Origin of the sequence: Novisyntrophococcus fermenticellae (assembly GCF_018866245.1) — a bacterium.
Taxonomy (GTDB): Bacteria; Bacillota; Clostridia; order Lachnospirales; family Lachnospiraceae; genus Novisyntrophococcus; species Novisyntrophococcus fermenticellae.
This window is the reverse complement of sequence record NZ_CP076458.1, coordinates 1,877,704-1,896,111: the sequence shown is the minus strand read 5'-3', so window position 1 is coordinate 1,896,111 and position 18,408 is coordinate 1,877,704. Positions and strand designations below refer to the sequence as shown.

Here is an 18,408-nt window from a genome sequence, read left to right as displayed (position 1 = left end):
ACAGAGCCGGAGGTCGTTCCACTTCTGGGAGAAGAAACGGTGAGCAGCCTGCTTACCAGATACATGGAACAAAAAGAGTATCCTCTGATTGTGAATCTGAATAGTGGTTATGGCTGGTATCTTGCAGGAATTGCCGGAGGTGACAAAGGGGGAGATTTAAATATCCCCCAGTTTATCAAGGATATGGCGAAAAAGGATGGGCGGACACTGACATACAATCTAATTAATAAATATGCACCTGACCTTAAAGAGTTTTCTTATGCTTCTTTAGATGCGGGGACAGAGACTTCCGGATGGATGTATTCTGTGAATAATGAATTCCCGGGAACGAGCATGGGAAACTATAAACTCAAGAATAACGATGTTTTACGTATTCAGTTCACCCTATATGGAACCGGTCTTGATGTCAGTGGAGAGAGTCCTTCAGGAAAGGCCTATACCAGAGCCGATAAGTCAGAGCTTTTCGTAAGGCTGGCTTATATCAATCAGGCTCCGGACAGCTGGCTTTTGACAGAACAGGATCGGACAGCCTATGAAAGTGCAGTGAAGATTGCACAGAAACTAAATGCGACACAAAAGGAGGTGGATCAGGCATTAAATGCGTTGCCGGATCAGGGAGTGATCTGGCCGGAATCCATTGTTCTTTCTAACAGCAGTATGACACTCTATGAGAATGATCCGGTGACATCCTTGACAGCCAAAGTCTATCCGGAGGACACTTCTTTTCCAGGCATTTCGTGGAATTCATCAGATGCGGGAATTGCCAGTGTGAGTCAGACCGGGAGAATCACTCCCCAAAAAGCCGGGACAGCTGTTATTACTGCAATGACACAGAACGGTATCAGTGAGTCTTGTGTTGTGACGGTCATCCCAAGACCGTATACATCCATTAACCTGAATAAGACAGCCCTTTCCATGGAGGCCGGGGATACATATCAGCTTGAGGTGTCCGGCAAGCCGGATAATGCCACAGAGCCTTTGCTGATTACATGGAGCAGTTCCGATGCCTCTATTGCCGGGGTTTCCACAGAAGGAGTTGTAACCGCCGTCTCCAAGGGAACGGTCACAATTACGGCACGGCAGGCTGATACGGATATCCAGGGAATCTGTCAGATCACGGTAGGAGATGCAAAGGAGCTTGCACTTCAGACACAGACCTTAATTGAAGCCTTACCGAAGGCAGGTGTACTTACAATAGAAGATGCCAATGAGGTTTGGGCGGCTTGGGACTCCTGGGAATCTTTGAGTGATATTTCAAAAAGTTATCTGGAGAACAAAGATGCGTTGGAGCAGAAGCTTTCCCGCTGCGTTTCTGTCATACAAACACTGTCGGAGAAATACGAAAATGTAAATAAAGCGGAAGGACTGATTCAGAAGCTTCCATCCTTGTCTGTATTGACCATGAATGACCAAAAGACTGTCGAAGATGCGGCAGGCGCTTATGACGCACTTAAACCTGAAGAAAAAATCCTCGTAGATGCGGCATACAGAAAAAGACTGGAAAAGGTCAGAACCCGCATGGAAGAGATGGTGATGGAGGTACAGGAAACAAATGAGCTGCTGGCATCTGTTCCAGATCCGGTTACCTTGGATGACGTATCAGCGGTTATCGATGCATCTGAGAATTATGAGGCACTTGATGAGATACAGAAAGAACAGTTAAATCAAGGTGTTGTGCAGCGGCTGACGGATGCGTTAAATACGCTGCCGCTCCTGATTGCGGATGCAGTGCATGCGATAGACCTTTCAGCTTCGGTTCAACCAGAGAGCACGCAGGTACAGACATTTTTGCAGGCCGCCGTAGCTTATGACGAATTAAAGGATTTACTTGCAGTCAGTGAAGAGCAAAAGGAGCAGATCGGGCAGATAAAAATCTGGATCAGTAATGGGATTCGTGCACAAAATGGAGTCTTGGCAGAAAGCTACTGGTATATACAAACACATGCAGATGAGCCAGAAAATCTTACAGAAGCAGTAAAAGCATTAAAAAAGAAATATAAATATGCAGAAGACCCTGCAAAGGCATGGGAGATTTCCTATACCGATATCCGGAATCAAAGCAGCTATAAACAAGAGAAAAACATTGCGCTTACGCTTTCTTGTAAAAGTCTGTCAGGGATGGAGAATCCACAGGTATTCTATTATGATAAGAATGGGTTAAAAGCTGTAAAAGCACAACTGGATACCGGACTAGGTACGGCAACGATAAAGACAAATAAGAACGGACTATTTCTGATTGTGGATGTTCCAATCCCGATTACCGGCCTGGATATAAAAAATACGTGTAAGGTAACCAAAGACAGTACAATTGCACTTTCACCGGAAAAAATTCCTGAGAATGCCACAAGTAAGGTAGAGTATGCGTGGAAGAGTTCGGATTCTTCGATTGTCTCCGTGGACGCCAGAGGAAATGCAACAGGCAAAAAAGCGGGAACTGCTGTGATTACTGTATCCATAAAAGGACAGGAGAAGGTTAAGGCTGCGACCAAGGTTACCGTAGTCACTACGGCTAATTCGCTGTCTAAAACTGTCAAGGACGTTATCAAAGAGACTGCGGCTTATGTCAAAGCAACCGATAAAAGCCCTACATTGGGCAGCGAATGGTATGTGATATCGCAGGCAAGAAATGGTATGGACTTGAATGACCCTTATTTCTCGGTTTACTATAATCATCTTGCCAATTATCTGAAGCAGGAGAACGGTGTTTTAAGCGAATCGGCGTATACGGAATATTCAAAGACGATTCTTGCGGTTACTGCGATAGGAAAGGATGCAAGAAATGTCGGGGGATATAATCTGCTAAAACCGTTGGCTGATTTCAATCAGGTGAAGAATCAGGGGCTAAATGGTCCGATATGGGCATTGATTGCGTTGAAGTCACATCCTGACTATCAAATTCCACAGGTATCCGGTGTTGCAGAACAGACCACCGAAAAGAAGCTTTTAAGTTTTATCCTGGGCAGACAGTTAGAGGATGGGGGATGGGCATTATCCGGCAAAAAGGCCGACTCCGATATGACAGGGATGGCATTACAGTCCTTAGCACCATTTTATAACAAATCCGGTTATGAAGATGTGACTGCAGCAGTGAATAAAGCGTTAGACTGTCTGGGCAGTATGCAGACAAAAGCGGGTGGTTATAGTACGATGGGGGTGGAAACATCAGAGTCCAATGCTCAGGTAATTACAGCTCTTACAGCACTCGAAATCAATCCTGAAAAAGATGCCAGATTTATAAAGAATGGGGCATGGACAGTAGAGAACCTGATCTCTTATCATATTGCTGAAAGTGGATTCATGCATGTAAAGGCAGGAAGTGGTAATAACGGCGGAGCCGCTGCAGGAGAGGTGGATGGTCTGGCTACCGGTCAGGGCTTTTATTCTCTTGTAGCTTATCAAAGGCTCCTGGATGGCAAAACGGCTTTATATGATATGTCAGATCTGGCGGTGACCCCAGGCGGAGAGGGTGATGGCAGTGGTACAGGTATGGAACAGCCGGATACTGTTGCGAATACAAGCAACGGCGGCAATACATCTCGGTTATCACAAACAAATTCCCGGACAACAGCGGGCAGTTCTGTGACAAAGACTGCAGCTGCAAAAAAGACTGCCCAAAAGAAAACTTCTGAAAACAAGACAGATGAGGAAAAAGTCTGGAGCTTTGACGGAGCCGACTATAAACCGGACACAAAAGAGCTTGCAGACGATGAGAATACAGAAACGAAAGAAAGTGTTCCGGCGGCGGCAAAGACAGCGAAACAGGATAATAATAAGGGTATATTCTCAAAGAATAATATTCCGTATGTACTGTGTGTGATTTGCGGCGGTGCAGTAGTAGGTGTATGTATTTATTTCAGAAAGAAAATTTAAGGATTATTTAAGGGAGCTGCTAGCTGAATAAAAACGCTTTTTTGCAGTCTCCCTTTTGATACGGTTAGGAGGAAACCCTATGAGATGGAAAATCGGCAGATATCTGGCAGCGGTGCTTGTCTGTATATCGGTGCTGACCTCTGGCTGTGGTCCGGCGACCAACAGTGCAGAGATTACAAAACTGGAGAAAGCGGAAACTGCCATATCAGAAAGTTCAGAAAAGCCAGTGAAAAGCCTGAAGGAAAAGAATGAACTTCCGAAAGACGGTATTATTACACAGGATCAGATGGAAACAATCACCGGAAAGGATGGTAATTATGAATTTTCCGCTACAGACCAGGATACAGGGATTACGTATATCTGGACGTATGAGGGAAAGAAGATCCAAAACCCTATTGAGCAGAAATTGAAGGTTCAGTTTCCGGATGAAAAGGTGGAGGAAATAAAGAAAGCCGCTAATAATGCTACAGTTGGGTTGGGTCTTACGTTGGATAAGGGGAATCTGGCCGCTCCCGTGAAGCTGACACTTATACTTACGGAAAAGTGGGATGCTGATTCTGTTATATTATGTAAGATGACTGATAAAGGACCGGGGAAAATGTGTGATGTTACCCTGGATACGGAAACAAAGGGTGATAAAGAGGTTACGCGTTTAAGCTTTCCTGTGACAGAAACCGGAGACACCTATTATCTGGTTGGCGGAAAGACAAAAGTGGATGATAAAACAGAAGATGCAGATACGAGCAGTACGTCGGCAGAAAACAGAAACCAGACAACGGAAAACGCGGCTTCTGCAGGTGAAGAAAATCAGCAGGAATCGAACCGTACAGAAGCATCCGGGCATACCTGTACCATCTCCATAGAATGCTCCACCATTTTAGATAACTGGGATAATCTGAAGCAGTCCAAGAGTAGCTTTGTACCCTCCGATGGTTGGATCATGGGCAGCACAACAGTGGAGTACACGCCAGGAGAAACCGTTTATGATGTTCTTTACCGCATATGCCGTGACAACAAGCTTCATATGGATGCCTCCTATACTCCGGCCTACAGCTCTTATTATGTTAAAGGAATCAATCAGCTTTATGAATTTGACTGTGGAGAACTTTCAGGCTGGATGTATCGTGTGAATGGCTGGTATCCCAATTATGGGTGCTCTAAATATGAAGTGAGTGATGGCGATAACATAGAGTGGCGTTATACATGCGATTTAGGCCGCGATGTCGGTGATCAGTATATGGGGGAGTCGTAAATGAATCAAAATCAAAAGAGGGCAGATGCATTTTCCCAATGCCATCCTGCTGTAAATTTTTTTTATTTTATGGCCGTAATACTGATTTCCATGTTTACAAGCCATCCGGTTCTGCTTGGTATTTCATTTCTGGGCGCCTTATGTTATGCGATACGACTGAGAGGATGGCGACAGGTAATAAAGTTTAATTTGCTGTTTACGCTGCCGGCCATGGTAGTGGTTGCATTTATTAACCCGACTTTTAATCATTATGGAGTAACTTTCCTGTTTTACCTGAAGACAGGTCCTGTGACCTTGGAAGCCATTGTTTACGGAGTTGTTTTGGCTTCCATGTTATTCATCGCTATTTTGTGGTTTTCCTGCTATAACGAGGTAATGACTACTGATAAATTTGTATATCTGTTTGGAAGGGTAATTCCGGCGCTTTCTTTGGTCTTTTCTATGGTATTTCGTTTTGTGCCACATTTCGGAGCACAGCTTAATGTGATACGAAGTGGGCAAAAGGCGTTGGGACGGGATATGAGTAATGGTAATTTACTGCGAAAGATTAAGTATGGAATCACCATCTTATCAATACTGATTACCTGGGCGTTGGAAAATGCAATTGAAACATCTGATTCCATGCGTGCAAGAGGGTATGGATTAAAGGGAAGAACGGCGTTTTCAATCTTTCATTTTGACCGGCGGGATGTAAAGGTGAGTGTATTTCTGGCAGGTCTGATGTCAATCTGTATCATTGGATTTCGTCAGGGAATTCTGTTTGCCCAATATAATCCGGTGATTAAGATTGGAGGATTCCCTTTGCGCATACAAAGCGTGTCTGTGTATCTGGCATGGGGGATAATTTGTCTTTTTCCGGTGCTTATGGGAGTATTGGAGGATTTATCCTTTCGCAGACTGGAAAAGAAGGCAAACATGGAGCGGAGCTTACCGTGGTATATGAAGCAAACAGGAGGACAGCTGCCTTGAATTGTATTGAAATCGAACATTTTAGTTTTAAGTATCCAAAGAATGACACGCTTGCCTTAATGGATATTCAGATGGAAGTGGAGGAAGGCAGCTTTGTAGTTCTTTGTGGGAAGAGCGGCTGTGGAAAGAGTACACTCTTACGCCACCTGAAAACCGTTCTTGCGCCTCACGGAGAAGCAGCGGGGAGCATTCGTTATATGGGAAAAGAACTGCAGAAGGTAGACCAGCGTACACAGAGTGCAGGGATTGGGTATGTGCTGCAAAATCCGGATAATCAGATTGTAACAGATAAGGTGTGGCATGAACTGGCATTTGGATTGGAAAGCTTGGGATATGACACGCCTACAATCCGGCTCCGCGTAGCAGAGATGGCTTCTTATTTTGGCATCCATGAGTGGTTTATGAAGAATGTTTCTGAACTCTCGGGAGGACAAAAGCAGCTTTTGAATCTGGCCTCCGTCATGGCGATGCACCCGCAGCTTTTAATCCTGGACGAGCCTACTTCACAGCTGGATCCGATTGCAGCCTCAGATTTTCTGGAGACCGTACGAAAAATCAACCGTGATATCGGAACCACGGTAATTTTGACGGAACACAGACTGGAGGATGTGATTCCCTGGGCCAATCAGGTTTATGTCATGGATGAGGGCAAGATGATTGCACAGGGAACTCCGGGAGAAATCGGGAACTTACTCAAAAATCTGAAACATAACATGTTTTTATCCATGCCTACACCTATGCAGATTTATGCAGGAACAGACAGTTCTTTGCATTGTCCTTTGACAGTCAGTCAGGGCCGTCGCTGGCTTTCTCAGGAGATTGGGGAAAAGATTTCAACAGAAGCTTCCGCAGAGAAACATTTGAAGAAATCCGAACAACGTGAGCTCGGTGAAAAGAAAAAAAAGAGGAATGAGGAAAAGGAAATTCCTGCAATACGTATTCGGGATGTCTGGTTCCGCTATGAAAGAAATCTGCCGGATGTGGTAAAGGGACTGTCATTGGATGTAAAGAAGGGAGAAATCTTTGCACTGGTGGGGGGAAATGGTACCGGGAAAAGTACAACAATGAGCCTGATAGCAAGAATCCGATATCCATACCGGGGTAAAATCTGGCTGGAAGGCAGAGAAATCGGAAAATACAGTGATGACGAGCTGTATCATGGATTTTTAGGTGTTATGCCGCAAAATCCCCAGAGCCTCTTTGTAAAAAAGACGGTTCTGGAGGACCTCTATGAGATGATTGATGGAGATAAGGAGAAGAAAAGTAAAGCCTATCCGATTGCTATGAAAAAAGCAGATGCGGTGAATGGCATCATCGCCCTTACGAAGCTTGAACATCTATTAAATCGTCATCCCTATGACTTAAGCGGAGGTGAGCAGCAAAGGCTGGCACTTGCAAAGGTATTACTGCTTCGTCCCAGAATCTTACTGATGGATGAACCGACAAAAGGCATCGATAACCATTATAAAAAGGAATTGGGAGATATTCTGCACACATTGACACAGCACGGGGTGACGATTCTTCTGATCAGCCATGATGTTGAATTCTGTGCCCAGTATGCTGATCGTACGGGCCTCTTTTTTCAGGGAAATGTGGTAAGCTGCAAAGATTCACGTAGTTTTTTCGCAGGTAATAATTTTTATACTACGGCAGCAAATCGTATGGCTCGTCAATATTTTCCGGATGCGGTTACTGCCGGGGATGTTATAGCGGATATTCTCCAGGTTCAAAAAGCGGTGAAAGGAGAGCAGGATGTATGCTGAGGGAAGATAAGTTGGATACGTTTCTGGATGCATTCCTCGAAGGAAGAGAAAACCCACCGAAAGTGGATCTGGATTTCTGGGAGGAAGCGGAAAAGATACGTCAGCCGGAAAAGGAAAGATTCTGGGACTATCAGGAAATACTGACAGCTCCGAAAGGGAAAGGGAAACTGCCTCCCCGGACAATTGCATCTGTCTTTTTGATTTTAATTCTGATCCCTGTTATTATCTTTGGAGGTATCCGCTATTGGGATGACAGGAAATATCTGAAGGTCAGTCTGGCAATCGCTTTTCTTTCTACGGTTCCGTTTTTTATGGTATTTGAAGGCAGAAAGCCGCAGACAAAAGAACTTTTGACAATTTCTGTCCTGGCCGCTATTGCTGTGGCAGGCAGGGCAGCATTTTTCATGGTTCCAAGCTTTAAGCCGGTGGCTGCAGTAGTGATTATCTCAGGTGTTTGCTTTGGTGCAGAAGCGGGTTTTATGGTGGGAGCTGTTTCTATGCTTGCCTCGAACATGCTATTTGGGCAGGGACCATGGACACCATGGCAGATGTTTGCTATGGGTATCATAGGGTTTCTTGCAGGCATCCTGTTTCAGAAGGGGTGGCTCAAAGCGAGAAAAGGTTCTTTGTGTATTTATGGATTTCTGGCCACCCTTTTTATCTATGGGGGAATTATGAATCCGGCATCACTGGTCATGATGTCATATGCCATTACGAAAAAGAATCTGCTCGCAATTTACATTTCTGGACTCCCTGTAGATTTCGTACATGCTTCGGCCACTGTTACATTTCTCTTTTTGGCTGCCAGACCCATGATTGAGAAACTGGAGCGGATTAAAATAAAATATGGGATGATTCAGGAGTAGGCTATGGCAGATAATTATGATAAAATAGAAATTAAAAAGACAGAACTGACAGATGACAAAAGAAAAAAAACGATTTTAAATATTGTTATTGCAGCGGCGCTTTGTATCATCGCATATGGAATCTGGAATATGGTATCGGTACAGAAAGAATATAAAGAAGCCAGGCAAGAATATGAAAACGTAAGGCAAAGCGCAGGGGCCGACATGCTGGAGCAGGCGGATAGGAAGGAACTTCCGGCTATAGATCTGAAAAGCCTTCAAAAGGAAAATCCGGATACAATCGGATGGCTGTATTATCCGGTATTGGGTATTAACTATCCGATTATGCAGGATGAGGATAATACATATTATATAAATCACACATTTTCCGGCGAGAAAAATGCTGCCGGAAGTCTGTTTATGGATTCATATGGGAATGAGGAATTTACAGACGATAATACTTATATATTCGGCCATAACATGAGGGATGGTTCTATGTTCGGACATCTGAAACGAATCAGGGAAGCGGATACTGTAAAGGAAAATCCTTATTTCTGGATTTATACGGAAAACGACTGGCGGACATACCAGATTTTTTCTTACCATGATGCGGATGCAGACAGGAAGGACGTAGCTTTTCAAATTAAATTTGAAAACAAGCAGGCCTTTGGGCAGTTTATCCGCTCCCTGGAGAAAAAATCAGAAGAAAAGCTTGATGTGAAGGTAAAAGAGACGGATAAAATTGTTTCGCTTGCTACCTGTACCAGTGATTCGTCGGTACGGTTAGTCGTACATGGGGTACTGGTGGAGGAAAACAAAAAACAGTCATAGGTCAGCAAATGAAAATGCGGGTGATGAGATGATAGTTACAACGAATTTTAACAACAGCACAGAAGATATGGCAAGATATGAAGAAAAGGATGACATTCGGAGATTCTGTATCAAAAATCATCTGGATGGGATGGAGTATATGAGAATACCTCAGTGTCCGGAGGATAAGGTACCGATGGAATTAATTCAGGGAATTCACCTCTCTTCGTATCAAAGCTGGATGGACTTATGGCTGAGAAAGAAAAAAGTGCTTCTGGAAGAGTATGGCAGCATGGAGGTGGTCGAACAGCTTTATGGAGGAATCACTCCACAGACCCTGATTGAAAACCTTCGCGGCGAGCTGAACCAGGCACAGGCTCTTGGTGCAAAATATGTGGTTTTCCATGTGAGTGAGGTTAAAATCATAGAATCCTTTACACACCGGTTTCAGTACACGGATCGTGAGGTGATAACAGCCGCTGCAGAGCTTATCAATCAGGTTCTGGATGCAGAGGACTATTCCTTTGATTTCCTTATGGAAAATCTCTGGTGGCCGGGGATGAACCTTATGAATCCGGAAATTACAGAAGAATTGCTGGAACATGTACATTACGAAAAAAAGGGAATTATGCTGGATACCGGACATCTGCTCCATACGAATATCGGCCTGCATTCACAGGAAGAAGGGGTAGACTATATTCTGCAGGTGCTGGACAGGAACCGGCAGATAAAAAGCTATATAAAAGGAATTCATCTGAATCAATCCCTGACCGGAGATGTGGCCTGCGATATGAAGCAAAGACTTGAAAGCGGGGAGATTCGGCTGAAAACTGACTATTGGGAACGATTTGCCCAGGTATACTCTTACATTTTCCAGCTGGATCAGCATAAACCATTTACGGCAGCCGGGGTAAAGGGGTTGGTTGAGGAAATTGCTCCGGAGTATCTGACCTTTGAATTTATCACGAGAAACAGAGTGGAGCACGAAAGATATCTGCAGGCACAGTGGTCGGCGTTAACGCCCGACAGAAGGGGGAAGATTATTTGTTAATTGGTGGAATACAGAAGCTGTCACTGCTGGATTATCCGGAGAAAATCTGTTGTACAATTTTTACAGCGGGTTGTAATTACAGATGTCCATTTTGCCATAATGCATCTATCCTGCAGCCCGATCTTCGAAGCCCGGCAATACCGGAGGAAGAGGTTCTGGAGTTTTTAAAGAAGCGCAAGGGTTTGATTGACGGGGTATGCATTACCGGGGGGGAACCTTTGCTGCAGCCACAGATTGCAGACTTCATTGCGAACATACGGGGACTTGGTTTTCTGGTAAAGCTGGATACAAATGGAAGCTTTCCGGACAAGCTGAACGAACTTATAGAGGCAAATCTGCTGGACTATGTGGCTATGGATGTGAAAAATTCTCCGGAAAAGTACGGCCTGACAGTCGGAACAGAAAACTATGATATCCGTCCGGTTGAAGAAAGTATTTCCCTTCTGCTGTCGGGAAAACTGCCGTATGAGTTCAGAACGACCGTAGTACGTGAACTTCATACCTGCGGAGATTTTCAGAAAATTGCCCGCTGGATACAGGGAGCAGAGCATTATTATCTTCAGAGCTTTGTGGACTCCGAAGATGTGCTTGTAAGTGGATTCCACAGCTGCTCCAGCGAAGAACTGCAGGAATTTCTTAAAGTTGTACAAACACTTGTACCTTCTGTGCGTCTTCGGGGAGTATAAAGCATATATTGGGGGAAGAATTTAAACAGGCACTATATATTGTGCTTTACATGTTGAAGAATTTTCCTGCTTATGCTATAATCATATCTACGGATATGGCGGAACAGCAGCCAAATATAGAAAATATTGAGGTGATATGAGATGTATCAGGTTGTAAAAAGAGACGGACAGACTGCTGAGTTTGATTTGACGAAAATCATCCGGGCAATTACCAAAGCTTTTGATTCAAAGAACAGGGAATATAACCGTCAGACAATTGAACTGCTGGCACTGAATGTTACGGCAGATTTTGAACCTAAAATTACGAATGGATATGTGTCGGTAGAGGATATCCAGGACAGCGTAGAGACAATTTTGAGTAAAAGCGGTTATGCAGATGTGGCAAAGGCATTTATCCTCTACCGGAAGCAGCATGAGAAGATACGGAATATGAAATCCACGATTCTGGACTTCAAAGAAACTGTAGACAGCTACTTAAAGGTGACAGACTGGAGAGTGAAGGAGAATTCGACCGTTACGTATTCTGTAGGCGGTTTGATTTTAAGTAATTCCGGTACGATTACTGCGAACTACTGGCTCAGCGAGATCTATGACTCCGAGATAGCGGAAGCGCACAGAAGTGCCGATATACATATTCATGATTTGTCCATGCTGACCGGATATTGTGCCGGATGGAGCTTAAAACAACTGATTACGGAAGGCTTAGGGGGAATTCGGGGCAAGATTACATCAGCTCCCGCCAGACACCTCGCAACACTCTGTAACCAGATGGTGAATTTCCTCGGGATCATGCAGAATGAATGGGCGGGAGCACAGGCATTTTCTTCTTTTGACACCTATCTGGCGCCTTTTGTGAAGGCAGATAATCTTTCTTATGATGCGGTAAAAAAATCCATCGAAAGCTTTATCTACGGAGTAAATACACCTTCGCGCTGGGGGACCCAGGCTCCATTTTCCAACATTACGCTGGATTGGGTGGTTCCGGATGATCTGGCAGAACTGCCTGCCATCGTCGGCGGAAAAGAGATGGACTTTAAATACAAAGACTGTAAAAAAGAGATGGATATGGTAAATCGGGCATTTATCGAAATCATGATTGAAGGGGATGCCAATGGACGCGGGTTCCAATACCCAATACCCACCTATTCCATTACAAAAGATTTTGACTGGAGCGATACGGAAAATAACCGTCTTTTATTTGAAATGGCAGCAAAATACGGTACTCCGTATTTCTCAAACTATATTAACAGTGAGATGGAGCCAAGCGATGTCCGCAGCATGTGCTGCCGTTTGAGATTGGATTTACGTGAGCTTCGGAAAAAATCCGGAGGTTTTTTCGGAAGCGGTGAGAGCACTGGCTCTGTAGGCGTAGTCACGATTAATCTTCCACGCATCGCTTATCTGGCGAAGGATGAGGCAGACTTCTATGCCCGTCTGGACAAGATGATGGACATTGCAGCAAGAAGCCTTAAGGTAAAGCGGGAGGTGATTACAAAGCTTCTGGAGGAAGGACTATATCCATATACGAAGCGGTATCTGGGTTCGTTCGACAGTCATTTTTCCACGATCGGACTGATTGGGATGAATGAAGCCCTGTTAAATGCCGGATGGCTGAAGGAGGACATTTCCCGGCCGAAGGCCCACGCATTTGCAAAAGATGTATTAAATCATATGCGGGAGCGTTTATCCGATTACCAGGAGCAATATGGTGATCTGTACAACCTGGAGGCAACTCCGGCAGAGAGCACTACATATCGTCTGGCTAAACACGATGTGAAGCGCTATCCGGATATCATTACCGCCGGGGAAAAGGGTGAAACGCCTTACTATACAAATTCTTCGCATCTGCCTGTAGGATTTACGGATGATATCTTTGAAGCACTTGAGCTTCAGGACGATTTACAGACACTTTATACCTCCGGCACAGTATTCCATGCATTTGTCGGTGAAAAGCTGCCCGGCTGGAAATCAGCGGCTGCACTGGTGCGTAAGATTGCGGAGAACTATACCTTGCCATACTACACGATATCCCCGACTTACTCTGTATGTAAAAACCATGGATATATCAGCGGTGAAACATATGTTTGCGACCAGTGTGGTGAACCTACGGAGGTATACAGCCGGATTACCGGTTATTACCGTCCGGTGCAGAACTGGAATGAGGGAAAAACCCAGGAGTTTAAAGACCGTAAACTATATGCACCTGAAAAATCCTATGGTTTACAGCCGAAAACGGCTGCCGGTGATTTCAGAACAGAATCCGATAAGGATTTTTCGGCGATAGATCATCCGGGAAAGATGCTGCTATTTACAACAAAAACCTGCCCGAACTGTAAGATGGCGAAAACGTTCCTGACGGAAGCAAATATTCCATATGAAACAATACCCGTGGAAGATAATACGGATTTGGCCGTACAGTACGGAGTGAGAAGTGCGCCCACATTGGTTGTGCAAAAAGAAGGGAAACATATTTTATATGTAAATGCTTCTAATATTCGCAGCTTTGCAGATACAATTCAAAAATCAGAATAATGTAAAAATCCTCATTTGGTTCAGGGCTGAATGGGGATTTTTTGCCTGTATGTACAGGCTTGACAAGAATTATTGGTTAGGATATACTAACTATAAAGGAGGGGTATATATGCATGAGGCATCCGAGAATTATCTTGAAACTATCTATATCTTAATCTTAAAAAGCCCCAGAGTGAGGGCAGTAGATGTGGCAAATGAGCTTGGGTACAGCAAGGCCAGTGTCAGTAATGGAATCCGTGTTCTGAAGCGGGAAGGCTACGTGAAAAATGGGGAAGGAACGGCATTGGAACTTACAGAAAAGGGACGTTTCATGGCGGAGAAAATATTTGAAAGACATATGGTTCTGACAAAATTTCTGGAGAAGTATGCCCAGGTTTCGACCGAAATTGCCGAAAAAGATGCCTGCAAGATAGAGCACATTATCAGCGAAGAAGTATTCCGGGGATTAAAAAAACATGTTTCAGAGGGTACATTTTAGTTTTATCAGGAACAAAAGCCCTTGCTCAAAAAAGATGTACATATACTGCATGAAAGAAGAAAGCCTGGTCAATATTAAGAAGAATAAAGCATTTTTTAGATAAAAAGCTACATATAGGACGGGAGATGAATATATGGCCGGGCAGCAGTTAGTTTATCATTATTGTACAGTGGAAGCTTTGATGAATATTTTGAAGAACAGGAGCATTCGGCTTTCGGACATGGAAAAATCTAATGATTATGCGGAGCGTCGATGGATGCAGGAGATGATTGCAGAGGAATTCTGTCATCTGATGCCCGATGCATACGAGAAGCAAAGGGAATTTCGTGCCTGTTTTCAGTCATTTACAGAACAGAAAAATCTGTATGCGGCCTGTTTTTCTGAAAAGCCGGATCTTTTAAGCCAGTGGCGTGCTTATGCAATGGACGGAAGGGGAGTTGCTATCGGTTTTGAAAAAACGGCTTTCAATGAAGCGGCGAATCCTGCGGTCAGGTTTTTAAAAATCTGTTACGATCAGGAGAAGGAAAGGGTATATGCCAGAACACAGGCAGAAGAAATTTACAGACTGCTGGGAAATGGGTTGTCTATGAAAGAGGTTGTGTGTGCTGTATATGGAAAGACAGAGGTTGAACTCAGCGTCATGAAGAATCCCGCATTTGAAGAGGAGCAGGAATGGAGAATCTGTCTGGCAGCTGCCCCGGAAGCATGTACAGTGCCATCTCATATAAAAGAGGGTTTCTGTCTGTCACCTGTTCGGATTTATTATAGTAATTACAGACTCATTTCTTATATTGAGCTTGAATTTTCGAAGAAAAAGGACCGTATGGTAAAGGAAATCATACTTGGACCAAAATGCAGACTGGAAAAACGGGATGTACAGATGTGTCTGGGACTTTGGGGATATGAGAAAGAGCGGGTTCAGATCCTGCAGTCAAGTGCCACATATTCCTGAAAACCTGTTGTTATACCTCCTGGAATCTGGTATCATGATACAAAAGCCAAAAGGTCATGTTTGCATGAAAAAGCATGAGTTTGGATATCAGGGGTATTATGTATCTGAAGGGAGAGGATGGTATAATGTCTGAGAACAGATATGATGACGGGAATGCCGGAGTAATATCAAATTACGAAAAGTTATGCGAATACTGGAGGGGGAGGTTTCTGGAGATAGATGAGCAGGAACTGGCTGTTAAACTTCCGGAACTTATCTGGCAGGAAGAGCATATTCTGCTGACGTATTATGGTAAGGAATATCGTATTAACCGTGAGAATGGGCGGATTCAGGGGCCGGGTTCAATGGATTCTGTTTCCTGTGAAAACCAGTTGACGATTTATAATCTGCTGTGGTATGCAAAGGAGGGTGCTCATATTCAAAATCGGTGGGTGCCTTTTCGTAGCGTAAGGAATGCATCTCCATTTACATCCGCGTTTACAGCCCATGTATTGCAGCCTTTTTCTGAGACTTTCAGCGGACATTTGGAGAAGCTGCATCATGCGGCGCAAAAGTTAGGAGGCATCGCATTACCTCAGGGAGACGCGGGCTATCAGATTAAGGCTTTTGACTGTATTCCTGTTCAGTTCTTTTTCTGGGACGAAGATGATGAATTTCAGGCGCAGTCCAACATCTTGTTTGATTATGGCGTCACTGACTTTATACATGTGGAGTCTACGGTATCTATTGCATCAGACGGAATACTCCGCCTGGCGGAAGAAGCGGGACTTCCGTTGAAAGGGCATATTTATGATTAACATCTTCTGCTCAGCCATAATCATGCAAACTGCCGGTCTCATTGACCGGCAGTTGCTGATTATGGCTGAGCAGACCACTGACAATATAAGTCCGTGTCGTCTTTGATACTTCGAAGGAAAGTGCCGGGCTGATACATGGTTCCGGATCCGCCCGGTATGGTATTCCACCCCCAAAACTGATATCCTTGTCTGGCTGGAATACAGTCAGAGATGCGTAAGGTTTCGCCTTCCCGTATTCTTATAGGAGCAGGAAGATTGATAACCTCTATATCATCAGGAACATTTGCATGATAGTGTAAAGTACAAAATATGGCCTCCCACCTGGCATAAAGATTCAGATCACCGATGCTTCCGTGTGGAATCATGGTAATCCTGTGCTTGTCAGCAGAAGATTTATACCATCCAAGAAAACGATACCCCGGTTGAGGCTCAGGCGCCGTCAAAGGGACATCCCCGGAAGCTATCTGATAAGATACTGGATTAAGATGCTTCGCCTGAATCAGATTATGATAATGTATTTGATAAGTCTTAATAGTAGATTGTTTCATAAAATTCACCCGTCTTATATAATGATACTTTATTATATGATACCAGGGTCAAAAGGTCATGAGTTTCATGCTTGCATGAAAAATCATGACTTTGGGACCCGCCAAACATGAGAAAGGAGCCCGAAAGGGCGGAATTCGAATGTTTTCGGATTGCGGGAGCACGAAGTGCATAGCAATCCGTAGGTATCGTATGCCCCCCAAAAGCGGATTGCGGGAGCACGAAGTGCATAGCAATCCGTAGGTATCATATGCCCCCCAAAAGCTGCAGGGTCAAAAGGTCATGAGTTTCATGCTTGCATGAAAAAGCACGACTTTTATGAAACAGGTTATTGGGGTCTACTTTGCTTTGACATCCTGATAGTCATTACGGCGTTCAAATTCTCTGACTGCGTAAGAGCAGAGCGGTATGATTTTCTTCCCTTCTTTTCTCGCCTGGTCGACAACAGCCTGAAGCAGTCTTGCCGCAAGCTTCTGTCCCCTGTATTCATCGGAAACATAGGTATGATCGATAGTCCAGATGTTATCACCTGAGGGGTAGTAGGTTATTTCACCGGCTTCGCCCCCCTTGTCGTCTGCAAAATAAAATCTGTTCTCTCCTTGTTTTAGCTCCATATGAAAGTCCTCCATTCTGTGCATGGTTTTCTGATAGATATAGTATATCCCATAGAGGTGTATTTTGGAAGATGGTATCAAAAATAAACATGATTTTTAACTGCCATAAAATTGTTGCAAATTACTTTTTTTAATTGACACAAACGAATAAATACCATCCTTGTATGTTCAGATGAAAGTGTGATATAATAAATTCATTCAAAAACCATATCTAAAACCAGGAGGATAGGTGTATCCAATGCATAAGAGAAAATGGTTAAAGAGAACGATAGGTGTGCTTCTGATTGTTATTACAGCTGTTTTTTTTATTATCTGTAATATCCTGGTAGATGTTGCACTTATTCCTGAAAAGATGGAACAGACAGAGGCTTTTGGCGAAATTACGGAAGAAAGTATGGAAGCCCTGGTACATACGGATGATATTCAGAACAATCAGGCAGAGGCAGGCAATGAAACAAACGCATGGCTTGCACAGGCCCGGACAGAAAAACTTTCGGTAACGACAAGTGATGGCTATCAATTGATTGGCCGGGTATTTTTTCAGGAAAAGGAGAGTCACAAGTGGGTGCTTCTGCTGCATGGGTATACCGGATGGAAAGAGGAATTATATCCCATTGGTTACGAATATGCAAAGCAGGGATATCAGGTGCTTGCCCCGGATTTGCGCTGCAGCGGGGAAAGCGGGGGTGATTTTATCGGTATGGGATGGACGGACCGCCTGGATAATCTGCTGTGGCTGAATTACATATTAAAATTGGATCCGGAGGCAGAGATTGTGATTCATGGGCAATCCATGGGAGCAGCCAGCGCACTGATGATGACCGGAGAAAAACTTCCCAAGAACGTAAAAGCAGTTGTTTCTGACTGTGCCTATACGGATGTATACCACATGTTTCAAAAGCAGATAAAAGAATGGTTTCATCTTCCGGCTTTTCCTGTTATTGATGGTGCAAATCTTGTGCTCCGTCTGCGGGGAGGATATGATATAAAGAAGGCTTCTGCAATCGAGGCCGTAAAGCGAACCAGGATTCCCATCTTATTCATTCATGGGGATCAGGATGTCTTTATTCCGGTGGAGATGGCCAGGGAGCTGTACAAAGCTGCCAATGGAGAAAAAGAGTTGTTGGTCGTTAAAGGGGCGGGACATGCACAGGCACAGTATAAAAATCCGGAAGAGTATTACACAACAGTGTTTTCATTTTTGAAAAACTTTATCACAGAGAAAGGATTAGAAACGGGATAA

At 44.1% G+C, this 18,408-nt stretch carries 15 protein-coding genes; 13 read left to right on the top strand and 2 right to left on the bottom strand.

Annotation, left to right across the window (positions count from 1 at the left end; translation table 11 throughout):
• Positions 1 to 39: 39 nt before the first annotated feature.
• The 12 genes from KNL20_RS08585 (at position 40) to KNL20_RS08530 (ending at position 16,005) form a co-directional block, all read left to right on the top strand.
• A complete protein-coding gene (locus KNL20_RS08585; protein ID WP_230397372.1) occupies positions 40 to 3,870 on the top strand; it encodes an Ig-like domain-containing protein in 3,831 nt (1,276 codons plus the stop codon).
• A 79-nt stretch (positions 3,871 to 3,949) separates the two neighbouring features.
• On the top strand, positions 3,950 to 5,122 hold the full coding sequence (locus KNL20_RS08580) for a DUF4430 domain-containing protein (RefSeq protein ID WP_230397371.1): 1,173 nt from the start codon (positions 3,950 to 3,952) through the stop codon (positions 5,120 to 5,122).
• Positions 5,123 to 6,091 (top strand): energy-coupling factor transporter transmembrane component T, encoded by a 969-nt coding sequence (locus KNL20_RS08575; RefSeq protein ID WP_230397370.1) that lies wholly within the window; start codon positions 5,123 to 5,125, stop codon positions 6,089 to 6,091.
• Positions 6,088 to 7,854 carry an ABC transporter ATP-binding protein gene (locus tag KNL20_RS08570; RefSeq protein WP_230397369.1) on the top strand — a complete coding sequence of 589 codons (1,767 nt, stop codon included), beginning with the start codon at positions 6,088 to 6,090 and terminating at the stop codon, positions 7,852 to 7,854. Before KNL20_RS08575 ends, KNL20_RS08570 begins: the two co-directional genes overlap by 4 nt.
• The gene (locus KNL20_RS08565; RefSeq protein ID WP_230397368.1) at positions 7,848 to 8,720 is read left to right on the top strand and encodes an ECF transporter S component; all 873 of its coding nucleotides are present in this window, start codon (positions 7,848 to 7,850) and stop codon (positions 8,718 to 8,720) included. Before KNL20_RS08570 ends, KNL20_RS08565 begins: the two co-directional genes overlap by 7 nt.
• Before the next feature lie 3 nt (positions 8,721 to 8,723).
• Positions 8,724 to 9,530, top strand: coding sequence for a class B sortase (gene srtB / locus KNL20_RS08560; protein ID WP_230397367.1), 807 nt, complete (start codon positions 8,724 to 8,726; stop codon positions 9,528 to 9,530).
• 28 nt (positions 9,531 to 9,558) lie between these two features.
• On the top strand, positions 9,559 to 10,560 hold the full coding sequence (locus KNL20_RS08555; protein WP_230397366.1) for a TIM barrel protein: 1,002 nt from the start codon (positions 9,559 to 9,561) through the stop codon (positions 10,558 to 10,560).
• On the top strand, positions 10,554 to 11,246 hold the full coding sequence (locus tag KNL20_RS08550; protein ID WP_230397365.1) for an anaerobic ribonucleoside-triphosphate reductase activating protein: 693 nt from the start codon (positions 10,554 to 10,556) through the stop codon (positions 11,244 to 11,246). The genes KNL20_RS08555 and KNL20_RS08550 overlap by 7 nt, the downstream gene beginning before the upstream one ends.
• 141 nt (positions 11,247 to 11,387) lie before the next feature.
• On the top strand, positions 11,388 to 13,778 hold the full coding sequence (locus KNL20_RS08545) for a ribonucleoside triphosphate reductase (RefSeq protein WP_230397364.1): 2,391 nt from the start codon (positions 11,388 to 11,390) through the stop codon (positions 13,776 to 13,778).
• Positions 13,779 to 13,887: 109 nt separating this feature from the next.
• On the top strand, positions 13,888 to 14,256 hold the full coding sequence (locus tag KNL20_RS08540) for a metal-dependent transcriptional regulator (protein ID WP_230397363.1): 369 nt from the start codon (positions 13,888 to 13,890) through the stop codon (positions 14,254 to 14,256).
• Between the two features lie 133 nt (positions 14,257 to 14,389).
• Positions 14,390 to 15,208, top strand: a complete 819-nt coding sequence (locus tag KNL20_RS08535) for a DUF2971 domain-containing protein (RefSeq protein ID WP_230397362.1) — start codon at positions 14,390 to 14,392, stop codon at positions 15,206 to 15,208.
• Between the two features lie 125 nt (positions 15,209 to 15,333).
• On the top strand, positions 15,334 to 16,005 hold the full coding sequence (locus tag KNL20_RS08530) for a DUF3786 domain-containing protein (protein ID WP_230397361.1): 672 nt from the start codon (positions 15,334 to 15,336) through the stop codon (positions 16,003 to 16,005).
• 59 nt (positions 16,006 to 16,064) lie between these two features.
• Here the strand turns inward: KNL20_RS08530 and KNL20_RS08525 are convergent, their stop codons facing one another.
• Both KNL20_RS08525 and KNL20_RS08520 read right to left on the bottom strand, forming a co-directional pair.
• On the bottom strand, positions 16,065 to 16,553 hold the full coding sequence (locus KNL20_RS08525) for an InlB B-repeat-containing protein (RefSeq protein WP_230397360.1): 489 nt from the start codon (positions 16,551 to 16,553) through the stop codon (positions 16,065 to 16,067).
• 336 nt (positions 16,554 to 16,889) lie between these two features.
• The gene (locus KNL20_RS08520; RefSeq protein WP_329957455.1) at positions 16,890 to 17,246 is read right to left on the bottom strand and encodes a GNAT family N-acetyltransferase; all 357 of its coding nucleotides are present in this window, start codon (positions 17,244 to 17,246) and stop codon (positions 16,890 to 16,892) included.
• Positions 17,247 to 17,403: 157 nt separating this feature from the next.
• On the opposite strand from KNL20_RS08520, the gene KNL20_RS08515 reads away from it, so the two are divergent.
• Positions 17,404 to 18,408 carry an alpha/beta hydrolase gene (locus KNL20_RS08515; protein ID WP_230397358.1) on the top strand — a complete coding sequence of 335 codons (1,005 nt, stop codon included), beginning with the start codon at positions 17,404 to 17,406 and terminating at the stop codon, positions 18,406 to 18,408.

What these genes read in the sequence shown, in the direction of transcription:
- KNL20_RS08580 (WP_230397371.1), top strand. Translation starts at nt 3,950, where the DNA reads ATGAGATGGAAAATCGGCAGATATCTGGCAGCGGTGCTTGTCTGTATA.
- KNL20_RS08575 (WP_230397370.1), top strand. Translation starts at nt 5,123, where the DNA reads ATGAATCAAAATCAAAAGAGGGCAGATGCATTTTCCCAATGCCATCCT.
- KNL20_RS08565 (WP_230397368.1), top strand. Translation starts at nt 7,848, where the DNA reads ATGCTGAGGGAAGATAAGTTGGATACGTTTCTGGATGCATTCCTCGAA.
- srtB (WP_230397367.1), top strand. Translation starts at nt 8,724, where the DNA reads ATGGCAGATAATTATGATAAAATAGAAATTAAAAAGACAGAACTGACA.
- KNL20_RS08555 (WP_230397366.1), top strand. Translation starts at nt 9,559, where the DNA reads ATGATAGTTACAACGAATTTTAACAACAGCACAGAAGATATGGCAAGA.
- KNL20_RS08545 (WP_230397364.1), top strand. Translation starts at nt 11,388, where the DNA reads ATGTATCAGGTTGTAAAAAGAGACGGACAGACTGCTGAGTTTGATTTG.
- KNL20_RS08540 (WP_230397363.1), top strand. Translation starts at nt 13,888, where the DNA reads ATGCATGAGGCATCCGAGAATTATCTTGAAACTATCTATATCTTAATC.
- KNL20_RS08535 (WP_230397362.1), top strand. Translation starts at nt 14,390, where the DNA reads ATGGCCGGGCAGCAGTTAGTTTATCATTATTGTACAGTGGAAGCTTTG.
- KNL20_RS08530 (WP_230397361.1), top strand. Translation starts at nt 15,334, where the DNA reads ATGTCTGAGAACAGATATGATGACGGGAATGCCGGAGTAATATCAAAT.
- KNL20_RS08525 (WP_230397360.1), bottom strand. Translation starts at nt 16,553, where the DNA reads ATGAAACAATCTACTATTAAGACTTATCAAATACATTATCATAATCTG.
- KNL20_RS08515 (WP_230397358.1), top strand. Translation starts at nt 17,404, where the DNA reads ATGCATAAGAGAAAATGGTTAAAGAGAACGATAGGTGTGCTTCTGATT.